The sequence below is a fragment of the Micromonospora sp. II genome (assembly GCF_001709195.1).
Taxonomy (GTDB): Bacteria; Actinomycetota; Actinomycetes; order Mycobacteriales; family Micromonosporaceae; genus Micromonospora; species Micromonospora chalcea.
Genome location: NZ_LYXF01000078.1, coordinates 185,672 through 205,545 on the forward strand (window position 1 = coordinate 185,672; position 19,874 = coordinate 205,545).

General features: G+C 74.3%; 20 protein-coding genes. 12 read left to right on the plus strand and 8 right to left on the minus strand.

The features are described 5' to 3' along the window. Positions 1-25 precede the first annotated feature (25 nt). Positions 26-2,140 (minus strand): type IIA DNA topoisomerase subunit B, encoded by a 2,115-nt coding sequence (locus tag A8711_RS29255; RefSeq protein WP_176722910.1) that lies wholly within the window; start codon positions 2,138-2,140, stop codon positions 26-28. A 289-nt stretch (positions 2,141-2,429) separates the two neighbouring features. Between A8711_RS29255 and A8711_RS29260 the strand changes: the two genes are divergently transcribed. Further along, positions 2,430-3,686: a hypothetical protein gene (locus tag A8711_RS29260; protein ID WP_043325125.1), complete on the plus strand. Its 1,257-nt coding sequence runs from the start codon at positions 2,430-2,432 to the stop codon at positions 3,684-3,686. Positions 3,687-3,727: 41 nt separating this feature from the next. Here A8711_RS29260 and A8711_RS29265 read toward each other — a convergent pair whose 3' ends face one another. Beyond that, entirely contained in the window at positions 3,728-4,360 is a 633-nt protein-coding gene (locus tag A8711_RS29265; RefSeq protein WP_043325126.1) for a class I SAM-dependent methyltransferase, read from the minus strand. After that, complete coding sequence (locus A8711_RS29270) at positions 4,360-4,797, minus strand: Rrf2 family transcriptional regulator (RefSeq protein WP_043325127.1); 438 nt, start codon at positions 4,795-4,797, stop codon at positions 4,360-4,362. The genes A8711_RS29265 and A8711_RS29270 overlap by 1 nt, the downstream gene beginning before the upstream one ends. Positions 4,798-4,952: 155 nt before the next feature. Between A8711_RS29270 and A8711_RS29275 the strand changes: the two genes are divergently transcribed. The 5 genes from A8711_RS29275 to A8711_RS29295 all read left to right on the plus strand — a co-directional run bounded on the left by A8711_RS29275 (position 4,953) and on the right by A8711_RS29295 (position 9,906). Continuing rightward, on the plus strand, positions 4,953-6,164 hold the full coding sequence (locus tag A8711_RS29275; RefSeq protein ID WP_069089961.1) for a globin domain-containing protein: 1,212 nt from the start codon (positions 4,953-4,955) through the stop codon (positions 6,162-6,164). Between the two features lie 400 nt (positions 6,165-6,564). Further along, positions 6,565-7,782: a glycosyltransferase gene (locus tag A8711_RS29280; protein ID WP_069090035.1), complete on the plus strand. Its 1,218-nt coding sequence runs from the start codon at positions 6,565-6,567 to the stop codon at positions 7,780-7,782. A 50-nt stretch (positions 7,783-7,832) separates the two neighbouring features. Next, positions 7,833-8,690: an alpha/beta fold hydrolase gene (locus tag A8711_RS29285; protein WP_069089962.1), complete on the plus strand. Its 858-nt coding sequence runs from the start codon at positions 7,833-7,835 to the stop codon at positions 8,688-8,690. Between the two features lie 99 nt (positions 8,691-8,789). Next, entirely contained in the window at positions 8,790-9,419 is a 630-nt protein-coding gene (locus A8711_RS29290) for a hypothetical protein (RefSeq protein ID WP_069090036.1), read from the plus strand. Positions 9,420-9,522: 103 nt separating this feature from the next. Then, positions 9,523-9,906, plus strand: a complete 384-nt coding sequence (locus A8711_RS29295; protein ID WP_069090037.1) for a hypothetical protein — start codon at positions 9,523-9,525, stop codon at positions 9,904-9,906. A gap of 4 nt (positions 9,907-9,910) precedes the next feature. On the opposite strand, the gene A8711_RS29300 is transcribed toward A8711_RS29295, so the two are convergent. Next, positions 9,911-10,120 carry a GTPase activator gene (locus tag A8711_RS29300; protein ID WP_069089963.1) on the minus strand — a complete coding sequence of 70 codons (210 nt, stop codon included), beginning with the start codon at positions 10,118-10,120 and terminating at the stop codon, positions 9,911-9,913. 36 nt (positions 10,121-10,156) lie between these two features. Further along, entirely contained in the window at positions 10,157-11,047 is an 891-nt protein-coding gene (locus A8711_RS29305; protein WP_064447462.1) for a DUF72 domain-containing protein, read from the minus strand. 145 nt (positions 11,048-11,192) lie between these two features. On the opposite strand from A8711_RS29305, the gene A8711_RS29310 reads away from it, so the two are divergent. Continuing rightward, entirely contained in the window at positions 11,193-11,885 is a 693-nt protein-coding gene (locus A8711_RS29310) for a hypothetical protein (protein WP_069089964.1), read from the plus strand. A 25-nt stretch (positions 11,886-11,910) separates the two neighbouring features. Next, a complete protein-coding gene (locus A8711_RS29315; protein WP_043325131.1) occupies positions 11,911-12,627 on the plus strand; it encodes a Pr6Pr family membrane protein in 717 nt (238 codons plus the stop codon). Between the two features lie 15 nt (positions 12,628-12,642). On the opposite strand, the gene A8711_RS29320 is transcribed toward A8711_RS29315, so the two are convergent. The 3 genes from A8711_RS29320 to A8711_RS29330 form a co-directional block, all read right to left on the minus strand. Further along, entirely contained in the window at positions 12,643-14,721 is a 2,079-nt protein-coding gene (locus A8711_RS29320; protein ID WP_069089965.1) for a glycogen debranching N-terminal domain-containing protein, read from the minus strand. After that, complete coding sequence (locus A8711_RS29325) at positions 14,718-15,092, minus strand: SCP2 sterol-binding domain-containing protein (protein ID WP_043325133.1); 375 nt, start codon at positions 15,090-15,092, stop codon at positions 14,718-14,720. Before A8711_RS29325 ends, A8711_RS29320 begins: the two co-directional genes overlap by 4 nt. A gap of 161 nt (positions 15,093-15,253) precedes the next feature. Next, on the minus strand, positions 15,254-15,760 hold the full coding sequence (locus A8711_RS29330; protein ID WP_043330388.1) for a DinB family protein: 507 nt from the start codon (positions 15,758-15,760) through the stop codon (positions 15,254-15,256). 100 nt (positions 15,761-15,860) lie between these two features. Here A8711_RS29330 and A8711_RS29335 point away from each other — a divergent pair, with 100 nt between their 5' ends. The 4 genes from A8711_RS29335 to A8711_RS29350 all read left to right on the plus strand — a co-directional run bounded on the left by A8711_RS29335 (position 15,861) and on the right by A8711_RS29350 (position 19,868). Beyond that, positions 15,861-16,376 carry a 2'-5' RNA ligase family protein gene (locus A8711_RS29335; RefSeq protein ID WP_064447458.1) on the plus strand — a complete coding sequence of 172 codons (516 nt, stop codon included), beginning with the start codon at positions 15,861-15,863 and terminating at the stop codon, positions 16,374-16,376. Between the two features lie 572 nt (positions 16,377-16,948). Continuing rightward, on the plus strand, positions 16,949-18,058 hold the full coding sequence (locus A8711_RS29340; RefSeq protein ID WP_069090038.1) for a hypothetical protein: 1,110 nt from the start codon (positions 16,949-16,951) through the stop codon (positions 18,056-18,058). A 23-nt stretch (positions 18,059-18,081) separates the two neighbouring features. Continuing rightward, complete coding sequence (locus A8711_RS29345) at positions 18,082-18,909, plus strand: MEDS domain-containing protein (protein ID WP_043325135.1); 828 nt, start codon at positions 18,082-18,084, stop codon at positions 18,907-18,909. After that, the gene (locus tag A8711_RS29350) at positions 18,906-19,868 is read left to right on the plus strand and encodes an anti-sigma factor RsbA family regulatory protein (RefSeq protein ID WP_043325136.1); all 963 of its coding nucleotides are present in this window, start codon (positions 18,906-18,908) and stop codon (positions 19,866-19,868) included. The genes A8711_RS29345 and A8711_RS29350 overlap by 4 nt, the downstream gene beginning before the upstream one ends. Positions 19,869-19,874 lie beyond the last annotated feature (6 nt).

Here is a 19,874-nt window from a genome sequence, read left to right on the forward strand (position 1 = left end):
TTTCCTTCCGAGACGAACCCGTTGGTCAGGCGTCGATGGCGTCGCGGTCGACCCGGTCGGCGGAGTCGATCAGCCAGTTGCGGCGGGGCTCGACCTTCTCCCCCATGAGCAGTTCGAGGATCCGCTCGGCGGCGTCGACGTCGTCGAGCGTGATGCGGCGGACCGCCCGGGTGGCCGGGTTCATGGTGGTCTCCCACAGCTCGTCGGCGTCCATCTCACCGAGGCCCTTGAAGCGCGGGATCGGCGTGACGATCTGCTTGCCGGCCTTCTCCAGTTTGCGGACCGTCGCCTCCATCTCGGCCTGGGTGTAGGTGTAGACGGTCTGCGGGTTGCGCCCCTTCGTGGTGATCTTGTGCAGGGGCGGCATCGCCGCGAAGAGCCGCCCGGCCTCGATCAGCGGCCGCATGTAGCGGGCGAACAGCGTGATCAGCAGGGTACGGATGTGCGCGCCGTCGACGTCCGCGTCGGCCATGATGAGGACCCGGCCGTAGCGCAGGGAGGACAGATCGAACGTGCGGCCGGAGCCGGCGCCGAGCACCTGCACGATCGCGGCGCACTCGGCGTTGTCCAGCACCTGCTGGAGGTTGGCCTTCTGCACGTTGAGGATCTTGCCGCGGATCGGCAGCAGCGCCTGGTATTCGGAGGACCGCGCGAGGCGCCCTGTCCCGAGGGCGCTGTCCCCCTCCACGATGAACAGTTCACTTCTCTCGATGCCCGCGGCCCGGCAGTCGACGAGCTTGGCCGGCATGGCCGCGCCCTCCAGCGCGGTCTTGCGGCGGGCGGCGTCCTTCTGCTGCTTCTGGGTGAGCCGTACCCGGGCCGCGTCGACGATCTTCTGGAGCACCGTCCGGGCCTCGGCCTTGGTGCGCCGGTCGTCCAGCCAGCTCTTGAGGTGCGCCTCGATCAGGCCCTGGAGCACCTTGGTGATGCCGGCGGTGGACAGTTCGTCCTTGGTCTGCGAGGTGAACTGCGGCTCCGGGATGCGCACGTGCACCACGGCGGTCATGCCCTCCAGGACGTCGTCCAGGGTGGGCGCGTCCTCCTTGGGCTTGAGCAGGCCGCGGGCGTTGCGGGCGGCGTCGGCGAGGGTACGCGCCAGCGCCCGCTCGAAGCCCTTGCGGTGGGTGCCGCCGTGGGCGTTGCGGATGGTGTTGGTGAAGCACTCGACGGTGCGCTCGTAGCCGGTGCCCCAGCGGAACGCCACCTCGACCTCGGCGCGGCGCTGCACGTTGGACTGCATGACGCCGTTGGCGTCGGCGGCGTTCTCCCGGTAGGTGCCCTCGCCGGTGACCAGCAGCGTGCCGGAGACCGGCCGGTCGCCGGCCGGGGCGAGGTATTCCACCATGTCGGTCAGGCCGTTGGGGAAGTGGAAGCGTTCCTCGACCGGCTCCTCGCCGGTCTCGTCGCGCAGCCGGTAGGCCACGCCGGGGACGAGGAAGGCGGTGTTGCGCAGCTTGAGCCGAACCGCCTCGGTGTCGAGCGCGGCGCCGGTCTCGAAGTAGCGGGGGTCGTGCCACCAGCGGATCGAGGTGCCGGTGCGCTGGCCGCGCTTCATCGCGCCGACGATCTGCAGGCCGGGACCGGGGGTGAACGGCGCGTCGGGGCCGGCTCCGTCGAAGACGCCCGGCACGCCGTGGCGGAACGACATCGCGTGGATCTTGCCGCCGCGCCGGACGGTGACGTCGAAGCGGCGGGACAGGGCGTTGACCGCGGAGGCGCCGACGCCGTGCAGGCCGCCGGAGGTCTTGTAGCCGGAGCCACCGAACTTGCCGCCCGCGTGCAGGCGGGTGAGCACCAGCTCGACGCCGGAGATGCCGGACTTGGCGTGCACGTCGGTGGGGATGCCGCGGCCGTCGTCGTCGACCTGGACCGAGCCGTCGGCGTGCAGGATCACGTCGACAGTGGTGGCGTGACCCGCGACACCCTCGTCGGTCGAGTTGTCGAGGATCTCGTTGACGAGGTGACCCACGCCACGGCTGTCGGTCGAGCCGATGTACATGCCGGGGCGTTTGCGGACGGCGTCGAGGCCCTCCAGGTGCGTCAGGTCGTCGGCCCCGTAGAGGGTCTCAGGCTGTGCGGTCAACTGGTCGTACTCCCAGGTCTCGGCGGTGTGGTGCCGTTCACCGTGTGACTCCCCCACGATGATCGCCGGGCGCGGCGCGCCGGAGCGAGCCTAGCCGGATGCCCTGACAGGTCGGCGGTACCGGGGCGGTGCGTTGCGCGATCGGCCTCGCGGCCGGGTCCGCGCCGCCGCCGCGTACGGCGGTCCGGCGGGCGGACGGGGCGTCCAGGCGGCACAACGATCCGCACGCCCGATGTCTTCCCCGGCGACCCGTCGCAGGTGTCAGGGCATTGACGCCCGTCACACGCGCGTGATCTGATCGCCATCCCAAAGAATCTTTCACGTTTCGATGTCTGGGAGGTCGGGCATGTCCGTGTTCCGTCGTTCCGCGCTCGCGGCGGCGCTGGCGCTCGCCGCGGTGGCGTTACCCGCCGCCGCGGCGCCCGCCCAGCCGGCTGCCGCCGCGCTGCCCACCGCCGCGGTGGCGCTGGGAGACAGCTTCATCAGCGGCGAGGGCGCCGGGGCGTACGCGCCGGTGGTGGACGTCAACGGGGTGGCCCAGGGCTTCCCCGGCTGGTCCGCCGCCAACGCCAACGCCTACTTCTGCCACCGATCGCCGAACGCCTCGCTGTTCCAGGCGAACCTGCCCGGCATCTCCGCGCGGTTCAACCTGGCCTGCTCGGGCGGCCAGCCGTACGACATCGCGAACGCCTCGTCGACGCGGGCCAAGGGGCGGCAGGTGGCCGCCCAGCTCGACCAGCTCCGGTCGGTGGCCCGGACCCACGACATCGACCTGGTGCTCGTCGGCCTCGGCTCGAACAACAGCTCGTTCACCTTCGGCAGCGTGGCGGAGAAGTGCGCCAACCGGTTCATCGCCGACGCCTGGACCGGCTGGTGGGAGTTCTGGGCGTACCTGGGCGGGCCGGTGGAGCAGAAGCCGTGCACCGACGCCGACCTGGGCACCGCCGCGCAGTTCGCCGCCGCCACCGCGGAGACCACCACGGCGCTGCGGCAACTGCTCACCACGCTGGACGAGATCGACGCCGACGGCCAGCACCGGGTGGTGTTCCAGGACTACACCAACCCGCTGCCGTTCGAGCTGGAGCAGAGCTACTGGACCGAGGACAGCCGGGACGACACCCGGGACAAGTTCCGCGCGCTGGGCGCCGAGCGGTACGCGGCCGGGTGCCCGATCCACCGGGCCAGCCTGGCGCCCGGGCACCGTTTCTCGCAGGGGCTCGGCACGCTGGTCAGCTCGGTACGCGGCACGCTCGCCAACGAGTTCCCGCAGGACGACCTGGTCTACCTGAACGTGCAGCGCGCGTTCGACGGGGCCCGGCTCTGCGAGTCGACCGGTAGCCCGGGCAACGCCCTGGCCACGCCGATCCGGCTGATGGACGGCCCGACCGGCACGTTCGTCACCAGTCTCTCCGGGTTCGACAAGCTCGACATCCAGCGGATCGCCAACGCCTGCGGCACGTACTTCCAAACCTGCCAGGAGTCGTGGCACCCGAACGCCGCCGGGCACAAGGTGCTCGGCCGGTGCCTGGCCGGGGCGGCGGCCACCGGCGCCCGTACCGTCTCCTGCGTCCGCGCCCCGGACGGCACGGTGAATGTGAGCTGAGCACGCCGGACCGGGCCGGGACGAACCGGCCCGGTCCGGCGTCAGGCCCGGATCGCGGCGCCGAGCACGTGCGGCGAGGCCGGGGCCGGCAGCCCGGTCGGCGGGAAGCGGAAGCGGTCCAGCGCGGTCACCTCGAAACCGGCGGCGCGGATCGCGGCCACCGTGTCCCGGGCGGTGTGGCAGCCGGCGCAGAACAGCGGCCAGAGCGTGGCGTCGGCCAGGCGCTGGGCCCGGCGCAGGCCGGGCGTGGCGGCCACCACGTGTTCGTAGAAGCGCAGCTCGCCGCCGGGCCGCAGCACCCGCCGCGCCTCGCGCAGCGCGACCGCCTGGTCCGGCACCGAGCAGAGCACCAGCGACACCACCACCGCGTCGGCGGCGCCGTCGGCGACCGGCAGTTCCTCGGCCAGCCCGGCGGCGACGGTGACCGGGACCGGGGCGCCCGGCGCGGCGGCGTGGGCCAGCGCGCGCAGGTGGGGTTCCGGCTCGACGGCGAGCACGCCGGTCACGCTCGCCGGGTAGTGCGCGAGGTTGCGGCCGTTGCCGGCGCCGACCTCGACCACCCGGCCGCGCAGCCCGGCGACCAGGCGGGCCCGGTGCCCGGCCACGCCGGCCTGGTCCATCGCGACGCTGGCGCGGGCGAAGAGCCGGGCGAAGATCGGATGGGAGACGGCCATCAGCGACCGGCCGGTGGCGCGCCGAGGCTGAGCAGGAGCGGGCCGGCGGATCCGTCGACCAGGTCGCCGAGGCGTACGCCGTCGAGCACGGCGAGGAAGGCGGCCTGGGCGCGGCGCAGCTCGCCGCGCAGCCGGCACTCCGCGATGAGCGGGCAGACCGGCTGCGCGCAGTTGACCACCTCGCCGTCGCCCTCGAAGGCGCGGACCACCTGGCCGACGGTGAGGTCACCGGCGTGTTCGGCGAAGGCGACGCCGCCGGAGCGGCCTCTGATGGTGACCAGGACGCCGATGCGTTGCAGCCGCTGCACCACCTTGGCGACGTGGCTGCGGGGCAGCACGAGCCGGGTGGCGAGTTCGTCGACTGTGGCCCGGACCGGGGACGCGGCGGTGAGCATGGCGATCCGCAGCGCCATGTCTGTCGACCGGTTGAGCCTCACGCACCGACCCTAGCCATTCGGTGCCCTCGGCGACACAGGCAGATTCACGGTGACCCATGCCACCGCACTCCCGGGACCTTCGACCCTAAAAGAGGAATCCAGAAATCCTGTTTCGTGGGGATCGACCTGTTCGAGCCCCGGAAGGAGATTCGGTAGTGCTCACGGAATCCTCAGCAGCGATCGTGACCGCCACCCTGCCCGTCGTACGGGCACACGGCGAGGCCATCACCGGCCGCTTCTACCAGCGGATGTTCGACGCCCACCCGGACCTGCTGGACCTGTTCAACCGGGGCAACCAGGCCACCGGCGCGCAGAAGGCCGCGCTCGCCTCGGCGGTGGTCGCGTACGCGGCGCACCTGACCGGCGACGGCGGCATGCCGTGGGGGCCGGTCCTGGACCGGATCGCGCACAAGCACGCCTCCCTCGGCATCACCGCCACCCAGTACCCGATCGTCGGCCGGCACCTGCTCGCCGCCGTCGCCGAGGTGCTCGGCGACGGCGTCACCCCGGAGGTGGCCGCCGCCTGGGACGAGGTCTACTGGCTGCTGGCCTGCGAGCTGATCGCCCGCGAGGCGCGGCTCTACGCGGGCGCCGGCGTACCGGAGGGCGGTCCGGTGTGGCGGGACTGGCGGGTCACCGGCCGGACCCGGGAGAGCGCCGACGTCGTCTCGCTCACCCTCGCGCCGGCCGGCGGCGGCGCCGCGCCCGGCTTCACCCCCGGCCGGTACGTCTCGGTCGCCGTCGACCTGGACGGCGGCCGGGGACAGCAGATCCGCCAGTACAGCCTCTCCGGCCGTCCCGGCGCCGACCAGTGGCGGATCACCGTGAAGCGGGTACGCGGCGAGGGCGGCGCGCCCGACGGAATGGTCTCCGGTCACCTGCACGACCGGGTCGCGGTCGGCGACACGCTGCGACTGAGCCCGGCGTTCGGCGAGGTTGACGCGGCCGGCGGCGACGGGCCGCTGCTGCTGGTCAGCGCCGGGATCGGACTCACGCCGGCGATGGCGGCGCTGGCCCACCTGGCCGACCGGGATCCGGGACGCCGGGTGACGCTGGCGCACGCCGACCGCGCCGCCGAGGCGCACGCGCTGCGCCACGAACTGCCCGCGCTGCAGCAGCAGCTGCCGAACCTGGCCCTCCACCTCTGGTATCTGGACGCCGCCGGGGCCGACCTGCCCGGCCTGAAGGCCGAGGTGTCCGCCGGACTGATCGACCCGGACCGGCTCGCGCTGCCCGCCGGAGTGACCGCGCACCTGTGCGGCCCGGTGGCGTTCATGAACCTGGTCCGGGCCAACCTGCTGCGCCGGGGCGTGCCGGGCGAGCGGATCGCCTACGAGGTGTTCGGCCCGGGGATGCTGCCGGGCTGACGCCCCGCGGCGAAACAGGACCTCCGGGGACCCGTTCTTCGGTACGGGGCACGCGTCGATGCCCTGGCCAGGGCCGCGAGCCTCCACAGCGGAGCGGGCGGCGCGCGGAGAAGTCGACGATCTCCTGGTTAGGGGCGCAAGCCGAGGGTACGGGTCCCTCCATGCGCGTCCCCGGCATCAACGCGATCTTCCGGCCCCCACGGAAGCGGTGGACGCCGTCCCACCGGAAGCCGGGGCGCCGGCCACCCGCGTCGACACGCTCGTGGAGGCGGCGCGCCGGCTGACCGAGGGCGCCGACGCCGCGTACCGACTCGGCGCACGGGCACGCGAGGTGGCGAGTAAGCGGTCCGGTCCGGACCGCTTACTCGCCGACTGGGACCGGATCCTGGAGGACGAGAACATGCGCATCGCGATGATTTCCCAGCACGCCAGCCCGCTCGCCGCGCCCGGCGCGGAGGACGCGGGCGGCCAGAACACGCATGTGGCGGAACTCGCGTCCGCGCTCACCGTCGCCGGCCACGACGTCCGCGTCTACACCCGTCGTGACTCCCCCGCGCTGCCCGAGGCGGTCGACGCGCCCGACGGCTACCAGGTGTGCCACGTGCCGGCCGGTCCCGCGCGGCGGGTGCCGAAGGCCGACCTGCTGCCGCACACGGGCGAGTTCGGGGGCCGGCTGGCCGACACCTGGCGGCGCGGCGGCTGGACCCCGGACGTGGCGCACGCGCACTTCTGGACGAGCGGGCTGGCCACCGTGCACGCGAGCCGTCGCACCGGCGTGCCGACCGTGTTGACGTACCACTCGCTCGGCACGGTCAAGCGTCGCCACCAGGGCGTGCCGGACACCGGTCCACCGGGGCGCGCCGGTTACGAGCGGGCGCTCGGCCGGGCCGTGGACCGGGTCGTCGTGCAGCGCTCCGACGAGGTCGCCGAACTGGTCCGGATGGGCGTACCCCGGTCCCGGATGGCCCTCGTGCCGTCCGGCGTCAACGAGGCGGTGTTCCGCCCGGACGGCCCGGTCGCGCCCCGCGACCCGGCCCGCCCGCGCATCCTCACCGTCGGGCGGATGGTCGAACGCAAGGGCTTCCTGGACGTGGTCCGGGCGCTACCAGCGGTGCCGGACGCGGAGTGCGTGGTGGTCGGCGGCCCGCCGGCCCACCTGCTGCCCGCCGACACGTTCGCCCGCCGGCTGTCCGCGCTCGCCGACTCGTGCGGCGTGGCCGACCGGGTACGGCTGCTCGGCGGCGTGCCGCGCGAGGAAGTGGCCGCCTGGTACCGGTCGGCGGACGTGCTCGTGGCCGCACCCTGGTACGAGCCGTTCGGGCTCACCCCGCTGGAGGGCATGGCCTGCGGTGTGCCGGTGATCGGCACGAACGTGGGCGGCATCGCCGACAGCGTGGTGGACGGGCTCACCGGCGACCTGGTGCCGCCGCGTGACCCCCGCGCGCTGGGCACCGCGCTGCGGCGGCTGCTCGGCGACAACGTGCGCCGGTTCGCGTACGCCACCGCCGCGCTCGACCGCGTCCGCAGCCGGTACTCCTGGAGGCGCTGCGCGGAGCAGCTCGTCGCCGTCTACGGCGCGCTGACGACCGCGGCCCGGCCCGCACCGGCGGTGGCGTGAGGCGACCCCTTGCTACCCACCGGTAGGGTTCGGGCCGTACCCTGATCCGGGTGAGCGGGGACTACATCCAGGAGTTCGTGGACGTCGACGGCGCGCGCCTCGGCGTGCAGGTCTACCCGGAGCCGGCCGGTCCGCCCGGCGCGCCGGTGGTGCTGATCTGGCCCGCGATGGGTGTGCGCGCCCGCTACTACCGGCCGTTCGCCGCCGCGCTGCGCGAGGCCGGGCTCGCGGTGATCGTGGCCGACCTGCGCGGCACCGGCGAGAGCACCCCCGCGCCGTCGCGCGCCTGCCGGTACGGCTACCAGGAGATGGCCGCCGACGTCGGCGCCGTGCTCGACGCGCTCAAGCCCCGGCTGGACGGCCGCACCCGGCTGCTGCTCGGGCACTCCCTGGGCGGTCAGGTGGCGGTGCTGCACCAGGCGCTGGACGACGACGACCGGGTGGACGGGCTGGCCCTGGTGGCGGTGGGGCTGCCGTGGTGGCGGACGTACCCGGGTCTGCGCGGGTGGGGCGTGCTGCCGTACACCCAGGGGATCGCCGCGACGGCGCGGCTGCTCGGCGTCTGGCCCGGCTGGGGTTTCGGCGGCCGGCAGGCCGCCGGCGTGATCCGGGACTGGGCGCACACCGCCCGCACCGGCCGGTTCCCGGCGCTGGACGGGGTGGACACGGAGGCCGCCGTGCGGCGGATCCGCACGCCGGTGCTCGCGGTCAGCGTCGACGACGACCAGTACACGCCGCACGAGACGCTCGACCATCTCTGCGGGAAGCTGGCCGGCGCGCCGGTGACGCGGCACCGCTACACGGTCGCCGAGGCGGGCGCGCCGCTCGACCACTTCACCTGGGTACGCGCGTCGGCGCCGCTGGCCGCCCGGATCGCCGCGTTCGCGGGCACGCTCCCCCGCCGCTGAGCCGAGCCGGCACGCTCCCCCGCCGGTGAGCCACGCCCGGGCGTGAGTCGCCCGATCGTGGGTATGCCGCACCGCCCGAACACGGCGGAGGGGGATCTGATGTCAGAACGGCACACCACGCTGCGCTCGATGCACGACCTGGGCCTGGCGGCCTGGTTCGGCGGTTCCCTGATGGGGGCGCTGGGCGTGAACGGCGCGGCGGCGCGGATCAACGACACGACCGAACGGCTGCCGGTGGCCTCGGCCGGGTGGGCGCGGTGGACGCCGGTCAACGCGGCGGCGATCGGGGCGCACCTGGCCGGCGCGGTCGGTGAGCTGGTCACCGAGAGCCCGCGGATGGCCCGCCAGGCGGGCGTGGGGAAGATGAGCGCGGTGAAGACCGCGCTGACGGTCGGCGCGCTGGCGGTGACCGGTTACAGCCGGTTGGTCGGCAGGCGGCTGGAGCGGGCCGGCGGGCCGCCGGTCGAGGGGACCACCGAGCCGAACCACCACACCCCGGCGAACGTCGCCGCCAGCCAGCGGCAGATGAAGCTGCTCCAGTGGGCGGTCCCGGCGATGACCGGCGCGCTGGTCGTGGTGTCGGCGTACATGGGTGAGCAGCAGAAGCCGGGGCAGGTGTTCCGGGGCATGCTCGACCGCGCGGGCGGGCTGATGGCCGCGCCGAAGAACATCGGCAAGGTCGCCGCCGTGGGCGCGGCCGGCCGTCACCTGGTCGGAGCGGCCCGCTGACCACCGCGCGGCCGACGACCCACATCGGGGTGGGTCGCCGGCCGCGCGGTGCACCGGGACCGGACCGGCCACGCCGGTGGCCAGCAGCCAAGGTGAGGTGACCATGACCAGCAGGGACCGCCCGGGTACGGGCGACGGGCGCGGGCCGGAGTCGGCCGCGCCGTGGGGCAGCACCGGCGGCTTCGACGCCGACCCGCCGTGGGGCGCGGGCGACGACGACCCGATGGACGAGGGCAGCGAGGAGACGGCGGTGCCCGAGGGACGGCTCGGTGAGCGCCGGGCGGCCGGCGCAGGACGGGGCGGCCCGAAGACGGGCCGGCACGGGTTCGGGACCATGGAACCCACCCGGACGCCGGAGGCCGGGCCGGGCGCGCCGCCGGACCCGGCCCCGTCGGCGCGGACGTTCCCGGACGACCGCGCGGACGGCGACCTCGGCGACAACGCGCTGGAGGAGGCGACCGGGATGCGTCCGGAGACGCGTCAGTGAGAGCTCAGGAGCCGGTGCCGTCCTCGTCCGGGCTGCCGAGCGCGGACGGCTCGTTGTCCGGCACCGGTGACTCGGCCACCGGGTGCCCGGTGTCGTCGACCAGGCTCGGCGCCATGCTGCCGCCGTGCGCCTCCTCGGCCTCCCGGGTCGCCCGCGGGTCCCGCTCGTCCTCGTCGCGCCGCTTCTCCACCGATCCCCCTTCGCGGTCGTCCACGAACCCGGCGGTACCCGGGAGGAAGCCGGGAAAACCTCAGGCGCGCGCGGCGGCGGGCGCGACGCCGAGCAGGTCGGCCAGGCTCGCGGCGTCGCGCTGGGCCTGGTCGCCGCAGCAGTTGTTCATCAGCACGTGCAGTTCGGCGCACTGGTCGGCCAGCTCGCGCAGCAGCACCGACCAGTGCCGCAGCTCCCGCTCGCCGTAGGCGTAGCGGAACCGCTCCTGCTTGTCGCCGCTCTCCCAGGCCGTGCTGTGCCCGTGGAACCGGATCACGGCCAGATCGGTGGTGGCGACCAGGACCGGCGGCACCGAGGAGACGTGCCCCTGCGGCATGTCCACGCAGGCGTACCCGAGGTCGTGCTCGCGCAGGAACGTCACCGTCTCGGCCATCGCGTCCCCGTCGAACCAGGAGGAGTGCCGCAGCTCGACGGTGACCGGCCAGGGGCGGCAGCGGCGCGCCGCGTCCAGGATCCGCCGCCGGGCCGCGTCGCCGCGGGCCAGCCACGGCGGGAACTGCAACAGCACGGCGCCGAGCCGGTCGGCCGCCGCGAGCGGCGCCAACGCCGCGTGGAACCGGTCCCACAACTCGTCGTACGCCCCGGCGGGCAGGTCCCGCCAGCGGATCCGGTTCGGGCCGCCGGCCGGGCGCAGGTCCTTCGGCAGCGCGTCGATCGGGGTGTGGTGGCCGGTGAACAGGCGGAACGCCTTGACGTCGAAGGTGAACCCGTCCGGCGTCGCGGCCGCCCAGGCAGCCGTGGTCTCCGGCGCCGGCACCGCGTAGTACGACGTGTCCACCTCGACCAGTCCGAAGCGCTCGGCGTAGAAACCCAGCCGGCCGGCGGGCGTGTTGACGCCGCGCGGATACCACCCGGAACGGACCAGCATCTGGTCGGCCCAGGAGGACGTGCCCACCTTGATGACACCCATGTAATTCAGTTCACCGCGACCGCCGGACATCGGCAACCGGAGATGCCGTGCGGGCCGTGACCGGCACCGGGGTGACCGGCCTCACCGGCGTTCCGCCGCGCCGAAGTGTGACGCGGGGCCGGGTGGCGGCGCTGAGGGTCACGAGATGGACGCATCCGGCCTGGACCAGGAAACCGTCGAGCGGCTGCTCGCCGGCCGCCCCGGCGACACGTCGTCCGCTCCGCCGGGGCTGGTGGCTGTACTGGCCGCGGTCCGGACCGCGCCCGGCACGGGCGAACTCGACGGGGAGGCGGCAGCCGTCGCGGGGTTCCGGGACGCCCGGCGGGCACGCCGTCGCCGCCGCGTCCGTTTCGGCGTCCGGGTGGCCGTGTCCGCGCTCGCCGCCTCCCTCACCGGCGGCGTCGCGCTCGCCGCGACCGGGAACCTGCCGCACGTCGCGCGCCCGGCGGCGACGCCGGTCGACGCCGCGCCGCCCGTGCCGTCGGCCCGCCCCGCCCTGCCGGCCCTCTCACCGGCGACCCGGGCGGCGCAGCAGTCCGCGCCGCCCGGACTCTGCGTCGCGTACCGGGCCCTCGCCGAGCCGGACCGGAGGCGCGCTCTGGCCACCCCCGCGTTCAGCGACCTCGTCGCCGCGGCCGGGGGCCACGAGCGCGTGCCGGACTACTGCGCCGCGCTGCTGGGCGACGACGACACGCCGGGGAAGGCCGACGGCGGGCGGGGCGGCGGCAGATCCGCTCACCCGGTCCAGCCGTCGGTCGGGCCGCCGGGGGCGGACGTCCTCCCGCCGGGGCAGGCGAAGCGGCCCGATGGCACCCCGCCCGGGCGGCGTACCGGCTGACGACCGGCTGGTAACTTGTGCCTCCGTGACCCCCCGGCGTCGCCGACCGGCGATCCTTCTCCGCCTCGCAGTGGTGCTCGCCGTGCTGGCCGGCATCGTGCTCACCGCGCTCGGCCCGGCCACGCTGACCGGCCTGCTGCCGTACTTCACCATCCAGAGCAACGTGGCTGTCGGCGTCCTCGCCGGCTACGCCGCCTGGTGCGCGCTGCGCGGTCGGCCGGAGCCGCCGAGCGTCCTCAAGGGAGCGGTGACCCTCTACATCACCATCACCGGCACGGTCTACCACCTGGTGCTGGCCAACCCGGCCAGCCCGTTCGCCATGGCGCAGCCGGACCGGCAACCGGGCGAGTGGTGGGGCAACCAGTTCCTGCACACGGTGGTGCCGCTGCTGGCGATCGCCGACTGGGCGCTGTTCGACAGACGCGGCCGGTTGCGCCCGCGCTACGCCGCCTGGTGGCTGGCGTTCCCGCTGGCGTATCTCGGGTTCGCGCTGGTACGCGGACTGGTGGTGGACCGCTACCCGTACCCGTTCCTGGACGCGGGCCAACTCGGCTACGACGGCGTGACGGTGAGCGCGATCGGGTTCGCCCTCGCGTTCTGGCTACTGGGACTGCTGTTCGTGGGCGTGGACCGGCTGCTCGCCCGGGCCGGGACGGCGCAGTCCCCGCCGTCCGCGCCCGCGTCGGCCGACCCGCCGGCGCCGGTCCGGCCCGCCTCGCGGGAACCCACCGGCTCGGGCTGACGGACGCCGGGCGGGTCAAGCGGCCCGCCGGGCGTCCACGCCCGCCCGCAGCCGCCGGCTCGTGCCGCGCTCCCGGCCGTACGCGTCGGCCCGTCCCCACCGGCCCGGCACGTCGAGCAGCTCGATCCGCCCGTACCCGGCCGGGACCGCCGGGTTCACCAGCAGGTTGTCTCCGCAGGGGCGCAGCCCCAGCATGGTCGAGAGCAACATCAGCAGGCCGCTCGCGGCCCACGACTGCGGCCGCCCGGCATCCGGCATCTGCACCGGGTATTTGGTGACCCCGCGGGGGTAGCCGGCGAAGGCCTCCGGGATCGAGCCGCCGAGCGTCTCCGCCGCCGCGAACACGCCGGCCGCGATGTCGCCCGCCTCCGCCTCGTAGCCGTACCGCCGCAGGCCCGCCGCGACGATCGCGTTGTCCCACGGCCAGACCGCGCCGAGATGCGCGCCCACCGGGTTGTACGGCAACTGCCCCTCGGCGTAGGTGCGGATGCCCCAGCCGGAGTACAGGTCCGGCCCGCACAGGTGCCCGGCCAGCGAGTCGGCGCGTTCCGGCTCGACGATGCCGCTCCACAGCAGGTGGCCGAGATGCGAGGTGAGCGCGTCGACGGGCTCGCCGTCCGGGGTGAGGGCCAGCGCGTAGTAGCCCCGGTGCGGCAGCCAGAAGTCGCGATCGAACCGTTCCCGCAGCCGCGCCGCGTCGGCCTCCAGGCGCTCGGCGTAGCCCGGGTCGCCCCAGAACTCCCGCGCCAGCCGGGCGCCGCGGATCCGCGCGTCGTACGCGTACCCCTGAAGCTCACAGGTGGCGCGCGGGTACGGCGGCACGACGCCGTGCCGGTCGACCACCGAGTCCGGGGAGTTGCGCCAGGTCTGGTTGGCCACTCCGCTCGCCGTGTTACGCGGGTGGTAACGCAGGTAGCCGTCGCCGCACAGGTCGCCGTAGCGGGTCAGCCAGTCCAGCGCCATCCGGGCCGGATGACGTAGCTCGTGGATCAGGTCGACGTCACCGGTCCAGCGCTCGTACTCGTCGAGCAGGATCACGAACAGCGGCGTGGTGTCGGCCGCGCCGTAGTAGAGCGCCGTGGGCTGCTCGTCGAACGCGGCCGCCTCGCCGTACCGCAGCTCGGCGAGGATCTTGCCGGGCTCCTCCTCGCGCAGGTCGTCGAGCCGGCCGCCCTGCAGCATCGCCAGCATGTGCAGCGTGGCCGTGGTCAGCTCGGGCGTGAACGGGAGCGTCTGGAGGCAGGTGATCAGCGCGTCCCGCCCGTACAGCGTCATCGCCCAGGGCAGCCCGCCGACCGGCACCCGGTCGACGTACGCCAGCGGCGTGTACCGCAGCGCGGCCAGGTCGTTCAGCGCCTGCCGGTAGGCGGCGGTCAGCGCCGGGCGGTCGGAGACCAGTTGCGGGGCCTGGTCGAGCCACCGCCGCAGGTCGTCGCGCATGTCCTGCCGGACCTGCTGCCGGTGGGAGTCGATGCTCGCCCGCAGGTCCCGCCCCCGGGCCCCCTTGATGATCATCTCGACGTGCAGGTCGACGTGCCACGCGCCCTGCGGCTCGACGCGGATCCGGAAGGTCATCCCGCTCCGGTCCACCTGCGCCGGGGCCGAGCTGGAGACGCACGTCCCCCGGGAGAACCGCCCGCGCTCGTACCGGATCCACAACCGCTGCCCGGCCGGATCGGGGACGATCGTCGGCCGGCGCGGGCCGGGACGCAGGATCTCCGACGTGTCGGCGAAGTCGCTGCCCATCTCCAGCCGCACCGTGTACTCGGCGGGCTCGGGTGAGTGGTTGAGCACCGTGATGCTCTCGTGGTACGCCTCGTCGATGAGGCGGTGCCGGATCACCGACACGTCGGCGTCCACATAGTGGCTGGCTGCGCCGGGCACCAGCACGAAACGGGTCTCGAAGTAGGTCAGGTCGTCGCGGGACAACGCGTTCAGCCGCTCGCCGTCGACGGTGAGCACCCAGTGGCTCAGGAACCGGGTGTCGAAGGAGAAGAGACCGATCGGCGCGCTGGGGTCGATCTCCATGTCGCCCTGCGCGTCACTGACCGCAAAGGCGTTTCCGGCGAGGACGTGGACCAGCTCCTGCTTCATCGGGCCACCGCCTGCCCGGCCGCCTCCCGGGGATGCCGGGCGTCCGGGTGCCCGGGGAAGATCCGGCGCAGCGCCATCAGCAGCTTGAGGTCGCCCTCGACGGCGATGTCGTTGCGCAGCAACGCGGCGGCCGGATGCAGGAGGCCCGCCGCCATCCGGTCGAACACCTCCCGGTCCGCGCGGACCACCAGGTCGGCGTCCGCGGAGAGCCGGTCCACCCGGACGTCCTGACGGTCGACGGTCAGGTACCAGTGCTCGGTGCGGCCGTCGTCGTGCAGGTCCAGGCGAATGGTGCCGCAGGTGGTCTCGGGCAGGTCGGGGTTCCGGCCGGCGGCGGCCCGGGTCAGGTGTTCCGCGGCCGAGACGCTCATCGGGCCTCCTCGTCGGTCGTCGCGGCCACCCGCCTGACGGCGCCGCCCGTGCCGCGAGGATCCCCGCACCCCGGGTGAGGCGAACTCACCCGGTCCGGGTGAGCCGCGGCGGTGACCCGGCAGCGGCCGGACGGGCCCGCTGGGACGGGGCCGGGCGGCGCTCAGCCCAGGATGAGCCCGCGCACGTAGGCGGCCTGGCCGACGTGCTGGAAGTCGTCGTCGAGCACGCTCACCAGCCGCACCCCGAGCGTCACCGGCGGATCCCAGTTCTCGTCCACCACCCGGTCCAGGTCGGCCGGGCGCAGCCCGCGCAGGTAGTCCAGGCTCCGGTCCACCACCGCCCGGTGGTAGTCCAGCAGCACGCCGCCGTTCTCCGGGCGTACCGCGGCGATCTGCTCCGGGCCGTGCCCGAAGCCGGTGTCGGCGCGGTCGGGCCGCAGACCGCACCGCGCCGCCCAGTCGCCGCCGGCCCAGAGCTGCGGCTCGCCCATCACGTCGGCGACATGGTCGTCCTGGATCCGGGTCAGGTGCCAGACCAGCCAGCCGACCGGGTTCGCCCCGTCGGCCGGCGCCCGCCGCAGCTGGGCCGCGTCGAGCCCGTCGAGCGCCCCGGCGACCAGATCGGGCAACCGCCCGTACGCCTCGATCAGCACGTCCGTCGCGTCCACGCGCACCTCACTCCCCTGCCGTCTCGTGCGTCTTCCCGGGCAGTACCGCCCAGCGTGCCCGGCAAACCTCGTCGCGGGACCCGACATCTACTGTGATCGGGTGGTCGCGGCGCTGGAGCTGTATCTCGACACCGACGCCACCCGGCGGATCCGGGTGCTGTGGGACCTGCTCGAGTCCGACGGGGTGCCGAGCCTGCGGTCACTGCTGGCGCAGCGGCACCGCCCGCATGTCTCGCTCGCGGTGGCGCCCCGCCTGGACCCGCACCGCGTCGCCGAGGCACTCGCCGAAACCGTGGTGGCCGCGCCGCTGCGGCTGGAGTTCCAGCACGCCGGGCAGTTCGTCGGCCGGGTGCTCTGGCTCGGTCTCGCGCCGACGCCCGAGCTGCTGGCGCACCACGCCGAGGTGCACGACCGGCTGGCCCGGGCCGGTGTCGAGGTGGTGGAGCACTACCGGCCGGGACGCTGGGTGCCGCACTGCACGCTGTCCATGCGGGTGCCGAACCCGCTGATGGGGGCGGCGGTGCGGCGGTGCCTGGAGGTGCTGCCGCTGACCGCGACGGTGGTCGGCGCGGCGGTGGCCGACCACGCCCGAGACATCTCCCACCCCCTCCCCTGACGCACTCTCCCACCAAGATCCACACCATCTCGGCGAGCTGGCCGCATCAGACCACCGTTGATGCAGCCACCTCCCCGAACTGGTGTCGATCTTGGGTGGGTCACTGCGGGGTGAGGTCGAGGAGGAACGTCGGGTGGTCCGGCTGTGGGCACGGGTCGCCCCGATGACCGAGCCGCTCGCAGAACCGCCCGGCCGCCGGCCCGGCGGCGCACCGCCGTGAACAAGGAACGGCCCACCCCGTCACGTCGCCGGTCCGGAACGACGTACCGGTCGTGCAGGCGTACGGTGCGGTGCGCGTCGGTGGACCTGCGGCGGTGAGTCGCCGACGCCCATGTCCCGCAGCATCGGTCACAGCGCCGGCCAGTCCGGTACGCGCGTTCCCGCACGGTGCCCGACATCGGTTCAGGATGCGGGCGCGACAGCGTGGCGGGACCGGGTTTCGCGCCATCTGCGGCTGCCCTGACGATCGCGGCAAAACCGACGCAAGCTGGTAAAAGCGCAGGTCAGAGCCATTCTGGCCACCCGAGGACGTGCGGCTGGAGCGGCAGCGAAACACGTCGAAGGAGAGCCTCATGGCCGCACCCGTCGTCCGTTCCGTCACCCCCGACCAGACCGTCCTGCTGCCCGGGCAGTCGACCACCGTACGGGTCGACGCCTACCACCCCGACTCGCGGCTGCTGACGCTCGCCGGCCAGGTCAGCGACCCCACCGGCGTCACCTGGGACAGCCCGGTCCGGGTGGATCTGAGCGTGCCACTGACCGTCCAGCTCGCCAGCGCCTCGCCGGGGGTGACGGTCACACCCAGCAGCGCCGAACCGGGCCGCTTCACAGTCACCGTGCTGGCCGGCCGGGGCACGGTGACGCTGACCGCGACGGCGCGTGACGGCGCCGGCCGCACCGGCACGGGCACCACCACGCTGACCGTGCCGCTGCTGGTCGGGATGAGCGCCGAGAAGGGCGCGCGGACCCAGCGGGCGGTGGCCGACTACCCGGGCATCCGTTACATGCGCGACTTCGGCACTGACGGTCCGGACGCGGACACGCTGCCGGAGCTGCCCGCGCTCAACGCCGGCAAGTTCGCCGACGCGCCGTCGGCCGTCATGCACGTCAGCTGGAAGGACGACGTCGAGCAGTTGGCGAGCTGGCTCGACGGCGTGAGCCGCCCGATCTACCTGACCTGGTACCACGAGCCGATGGGCGACGTGGCGCCGGCGACGTACCGGGCGACGGCGAGCCGGGTGACCCAGATCGTGGCCGCGCACCGCAACCGGCGGTGGGTGCTCGGGCACGGCCCGATCGTGACCCGCTACTGGCTGGACGAGGGACGCGGCAACCCGACCGACTGGGGTTATCCGGGCATGACCCACTACGGCGTGGACTGCTACTCGCGGGACACGGCCGCGTACTGGCCCGCCTCGCGGATGTTCGGGGTGGCCTTCGGCAAGGTGCGCGCCGCGTACCCGGGCATCCGGCTGCTGGTCCCCGAGTACGGGCTGACCCGCGTCGCCACCGACACCACCGGCGCGGGCCGGGCGCGCACGATCCGGGACCACGTCACCTGGCTGCGCCAGCAGAACGACGTGGACGCGATCGCGTACTGGAACAACTGGGCCGAGTTCGAGCTGGGCGACCCGCCGCCGGAGGCCACGGCCTGGCGCGATCTCCAGGTGGGCCCGGCATAGACTGGGCCGATGAGGCGGAGTCGGTGACCAGCGGGAGCGTGTCGTACCCGGGCTACACCCATGGCTGCCTCGCCTACGACGACCCGGCGGCGCTGCGCGCGCTGACGGTCGAGCAGGTCAGCGCCGGTCTCGCCGCCGGTGAGCAGGTCTGGGTGGTCTGTCCGGAGGATCGTGCCACTGTCACCGGCTGGCTGGCCTCGGTTCCCGGTCTCGACGCCGCGCGCCGGCGGGACGCGCTACGGCTGGTTCCCGTCGGCGAGGCGTACCGGCACGACGAGATCGTCGACCCCAACCGGCAGGTCGGGGCGTACGTGCGGGCCACCACCGAGGCGCTGACCGCCGGGCACACCGGCCTGCGGGTGCTGGCCGAGGCGACGAGCCTGGTCCGCACCCCGGCCCAGCGGGACGCCTTCGCCCGTTACGAGCACCGCATCGACCACTGGATGCGGCACCGGCCGATGTCGGCGATCTGCGCCTACGACCGCCGGCAGCTCGGCGACGCGGCAATCGCCGAGCTGGCCTGCCTGCACCCGGTGACGAACGCGGACGTGCTGTTCCGGCTGCACGCCGGCGACGGCGACTCGGTGGTGGCGCTGGCCGGCGAGCTGGACCCGACCAACCACCGGGACTTCGCCGCCGCGCTGGAGCGGGCCGACCCGCGGCCGGTGGCGGGCCGGGTCGTGTTCGACGCCGCCGAGCTGCGTTTCGTGGATCACCGCAGCCTGCTGCACCTGCGTGACCACGCCCGCCGCCACGACGCCGTCGCGGTGCTGCGCACCCCGCACCGGACCCCGGCCCGGCTGGTCGAGCTGCTCGGCCTGACCGGGGTACGGGTGGAGGTGCTCGGATGAGGAGCGGCGCGGCCTCCGGTCACGTGGGCTACTTCCACGAGGCGTTCGTCTACGACTCCGATGAGGAGCTGCTGGCGGTGGCGCTGCCGTTCCTGCTGGACGGGGTCGCGGCCGGCGAGCCGACGGCGGTGAATCTGGACGAGCGCAACGCGGAGCTGGTGCGCCGGGCGCTGCCCACCGGCGCCGAGGTCACGTTCCTGCCGGTCGGGGACCTCTACGCCCGGCCCAGCGTCGCGCTGCGCTCCTACCGGGAACTGCTCGCGTCTTACGTGGCGGCGGGCGCGGCGCAGATCCGGATGGTCGGCCAGCTGCCGCCGGTGCTGCTCGGCTCGACCTGGGACTGGTGGGCCCGCTACGAGTCGGCCATCAACCACGTCTACGACGACTTCCCGCTCTGGGGCATCTGCGCCTACGACCGCCGCAGCACCCCGTCGCACGTGCTGGCGGACGTGGCGCGTACCCACCCCCGGGTGGCGCGGCCGGACGGCGGGCACGAGACGGCCGATCTCTACACCGACCCGATGAGCTACCTGACCGAGCCCCGCCCGGTGCCGCTGGACCCGGTGCAGCGGACGACGCCGCTGGTCGAGCTGATCGACCCGACGCCGGCCCGGGCCCGGGCGGAGGTGCGCGCCGCCGACGACGGCCTGCTCGCGCCGGACAGCGCCGACGGGCTGGTCATCGCGGTGAGCGAGGTGGTGAGCAACGCGCTGCGGCACGGCGAGCCGCCGGTGCGGATGCGGCTGTGGCGCGCGCCCGACCGGATCGTGGTCACCGTCCACGACCGGGGCCCCGGGCCGAAGGATCCGTACGCCGGACTGTTGCCGGCCGGCGACGGCTCCGACGGCGGGTTGGGTCTCTGGATCAGCCACCAGAGTTGCGACCACGTGACGCACCACCGCGACGCGGGCGGCTTCACCATCCGTCTGACGGCGGGGAACCCGCACTTCCCGGTCTGACCGCGA

Excerpts from the sequence above, each read along its gene's own strand:
- A8711_RS29265 (WP_043325126.1), bottom strand. The coding sequence starts at position 4,360 with ATGGCCGTCTCCCATCCGATCTTCGCCCGGCTCTTCGCCCGCGCCAGC.
- A8711_RS29260 (WP_043325125.1), top strand. The coding sequence starts at position 2,430 with ATGTCCGTGTTCCGTCGTTCCGCGCTCGCGGCGGCGCTGGCGCTCGCC.
- A8711_RS29290 (WP_069090036.1), top strand. The coding sequence starts at position 8,790 with ATGTCAGAACGGCACACCACGCTGCGCTCGATGCACGACCTGGGCCTG.
- A8711_RS29310 (WP_069089964.1), top strand. The coding sequence starts at position 11,193 with ATGGACGCATCCGGCCTGGACCAGGAAACCGTCGAGCGGCTGCTCGCC.
- A8711_RS29305 (WP_064447462.1), bottom strand. The coding sequence starts at position 11,047 with ATGGGTGTCATCAAGGTGGGCACGTCCTCCTGGGCCGACCAGATGCTG.
- A8711_RS29325 (WP_043325133.1), bottom strand. The coding sequence starts at position 15,092 with ATGAGCGTCTCGGCCGCGGAACACCTGACCCGGGCCGCCGCCGGCCGG.
- A8711_RS29340 (WP_069090038.1), top strand. The coding sequence starts at position 16,949 with ATGGCCGCACCCGTCGTCCGTTCCGTCACCCCCGACCAGACCGTCCTG.
- A8711_RS29295 (WP_069090037.1), top strand. The coding sequence starts at position 9,523 with ATGACCAGCAGGGACCGCCCGGGTACGGGCGACGGGCGCGGGCCGGAG.
- A8711_RS29350 (WP_043325136.1), top strand. The coding sequence starts at position 18,906 with ATGAGGAGCGGCGCGGCCTCCGGTCACGTGGGCTACTTCCACGAGGCG.
- A8711_RS29280 (WP_069090035.1), top strand. The coding sequence starts at position 6,565 with ATGCGCATCGCGATGATTTCCCAGCACGCCAGCCCGCTCGCCGCGCCC.
- A8711_RS29320 (WP_069089965.1), bottom strand. The coding sequence starts at position 14,721 with ATGAAGCAGGAGCTGGTCCACGTCCTCGCCGGAAACGCCTTTGCGGTC.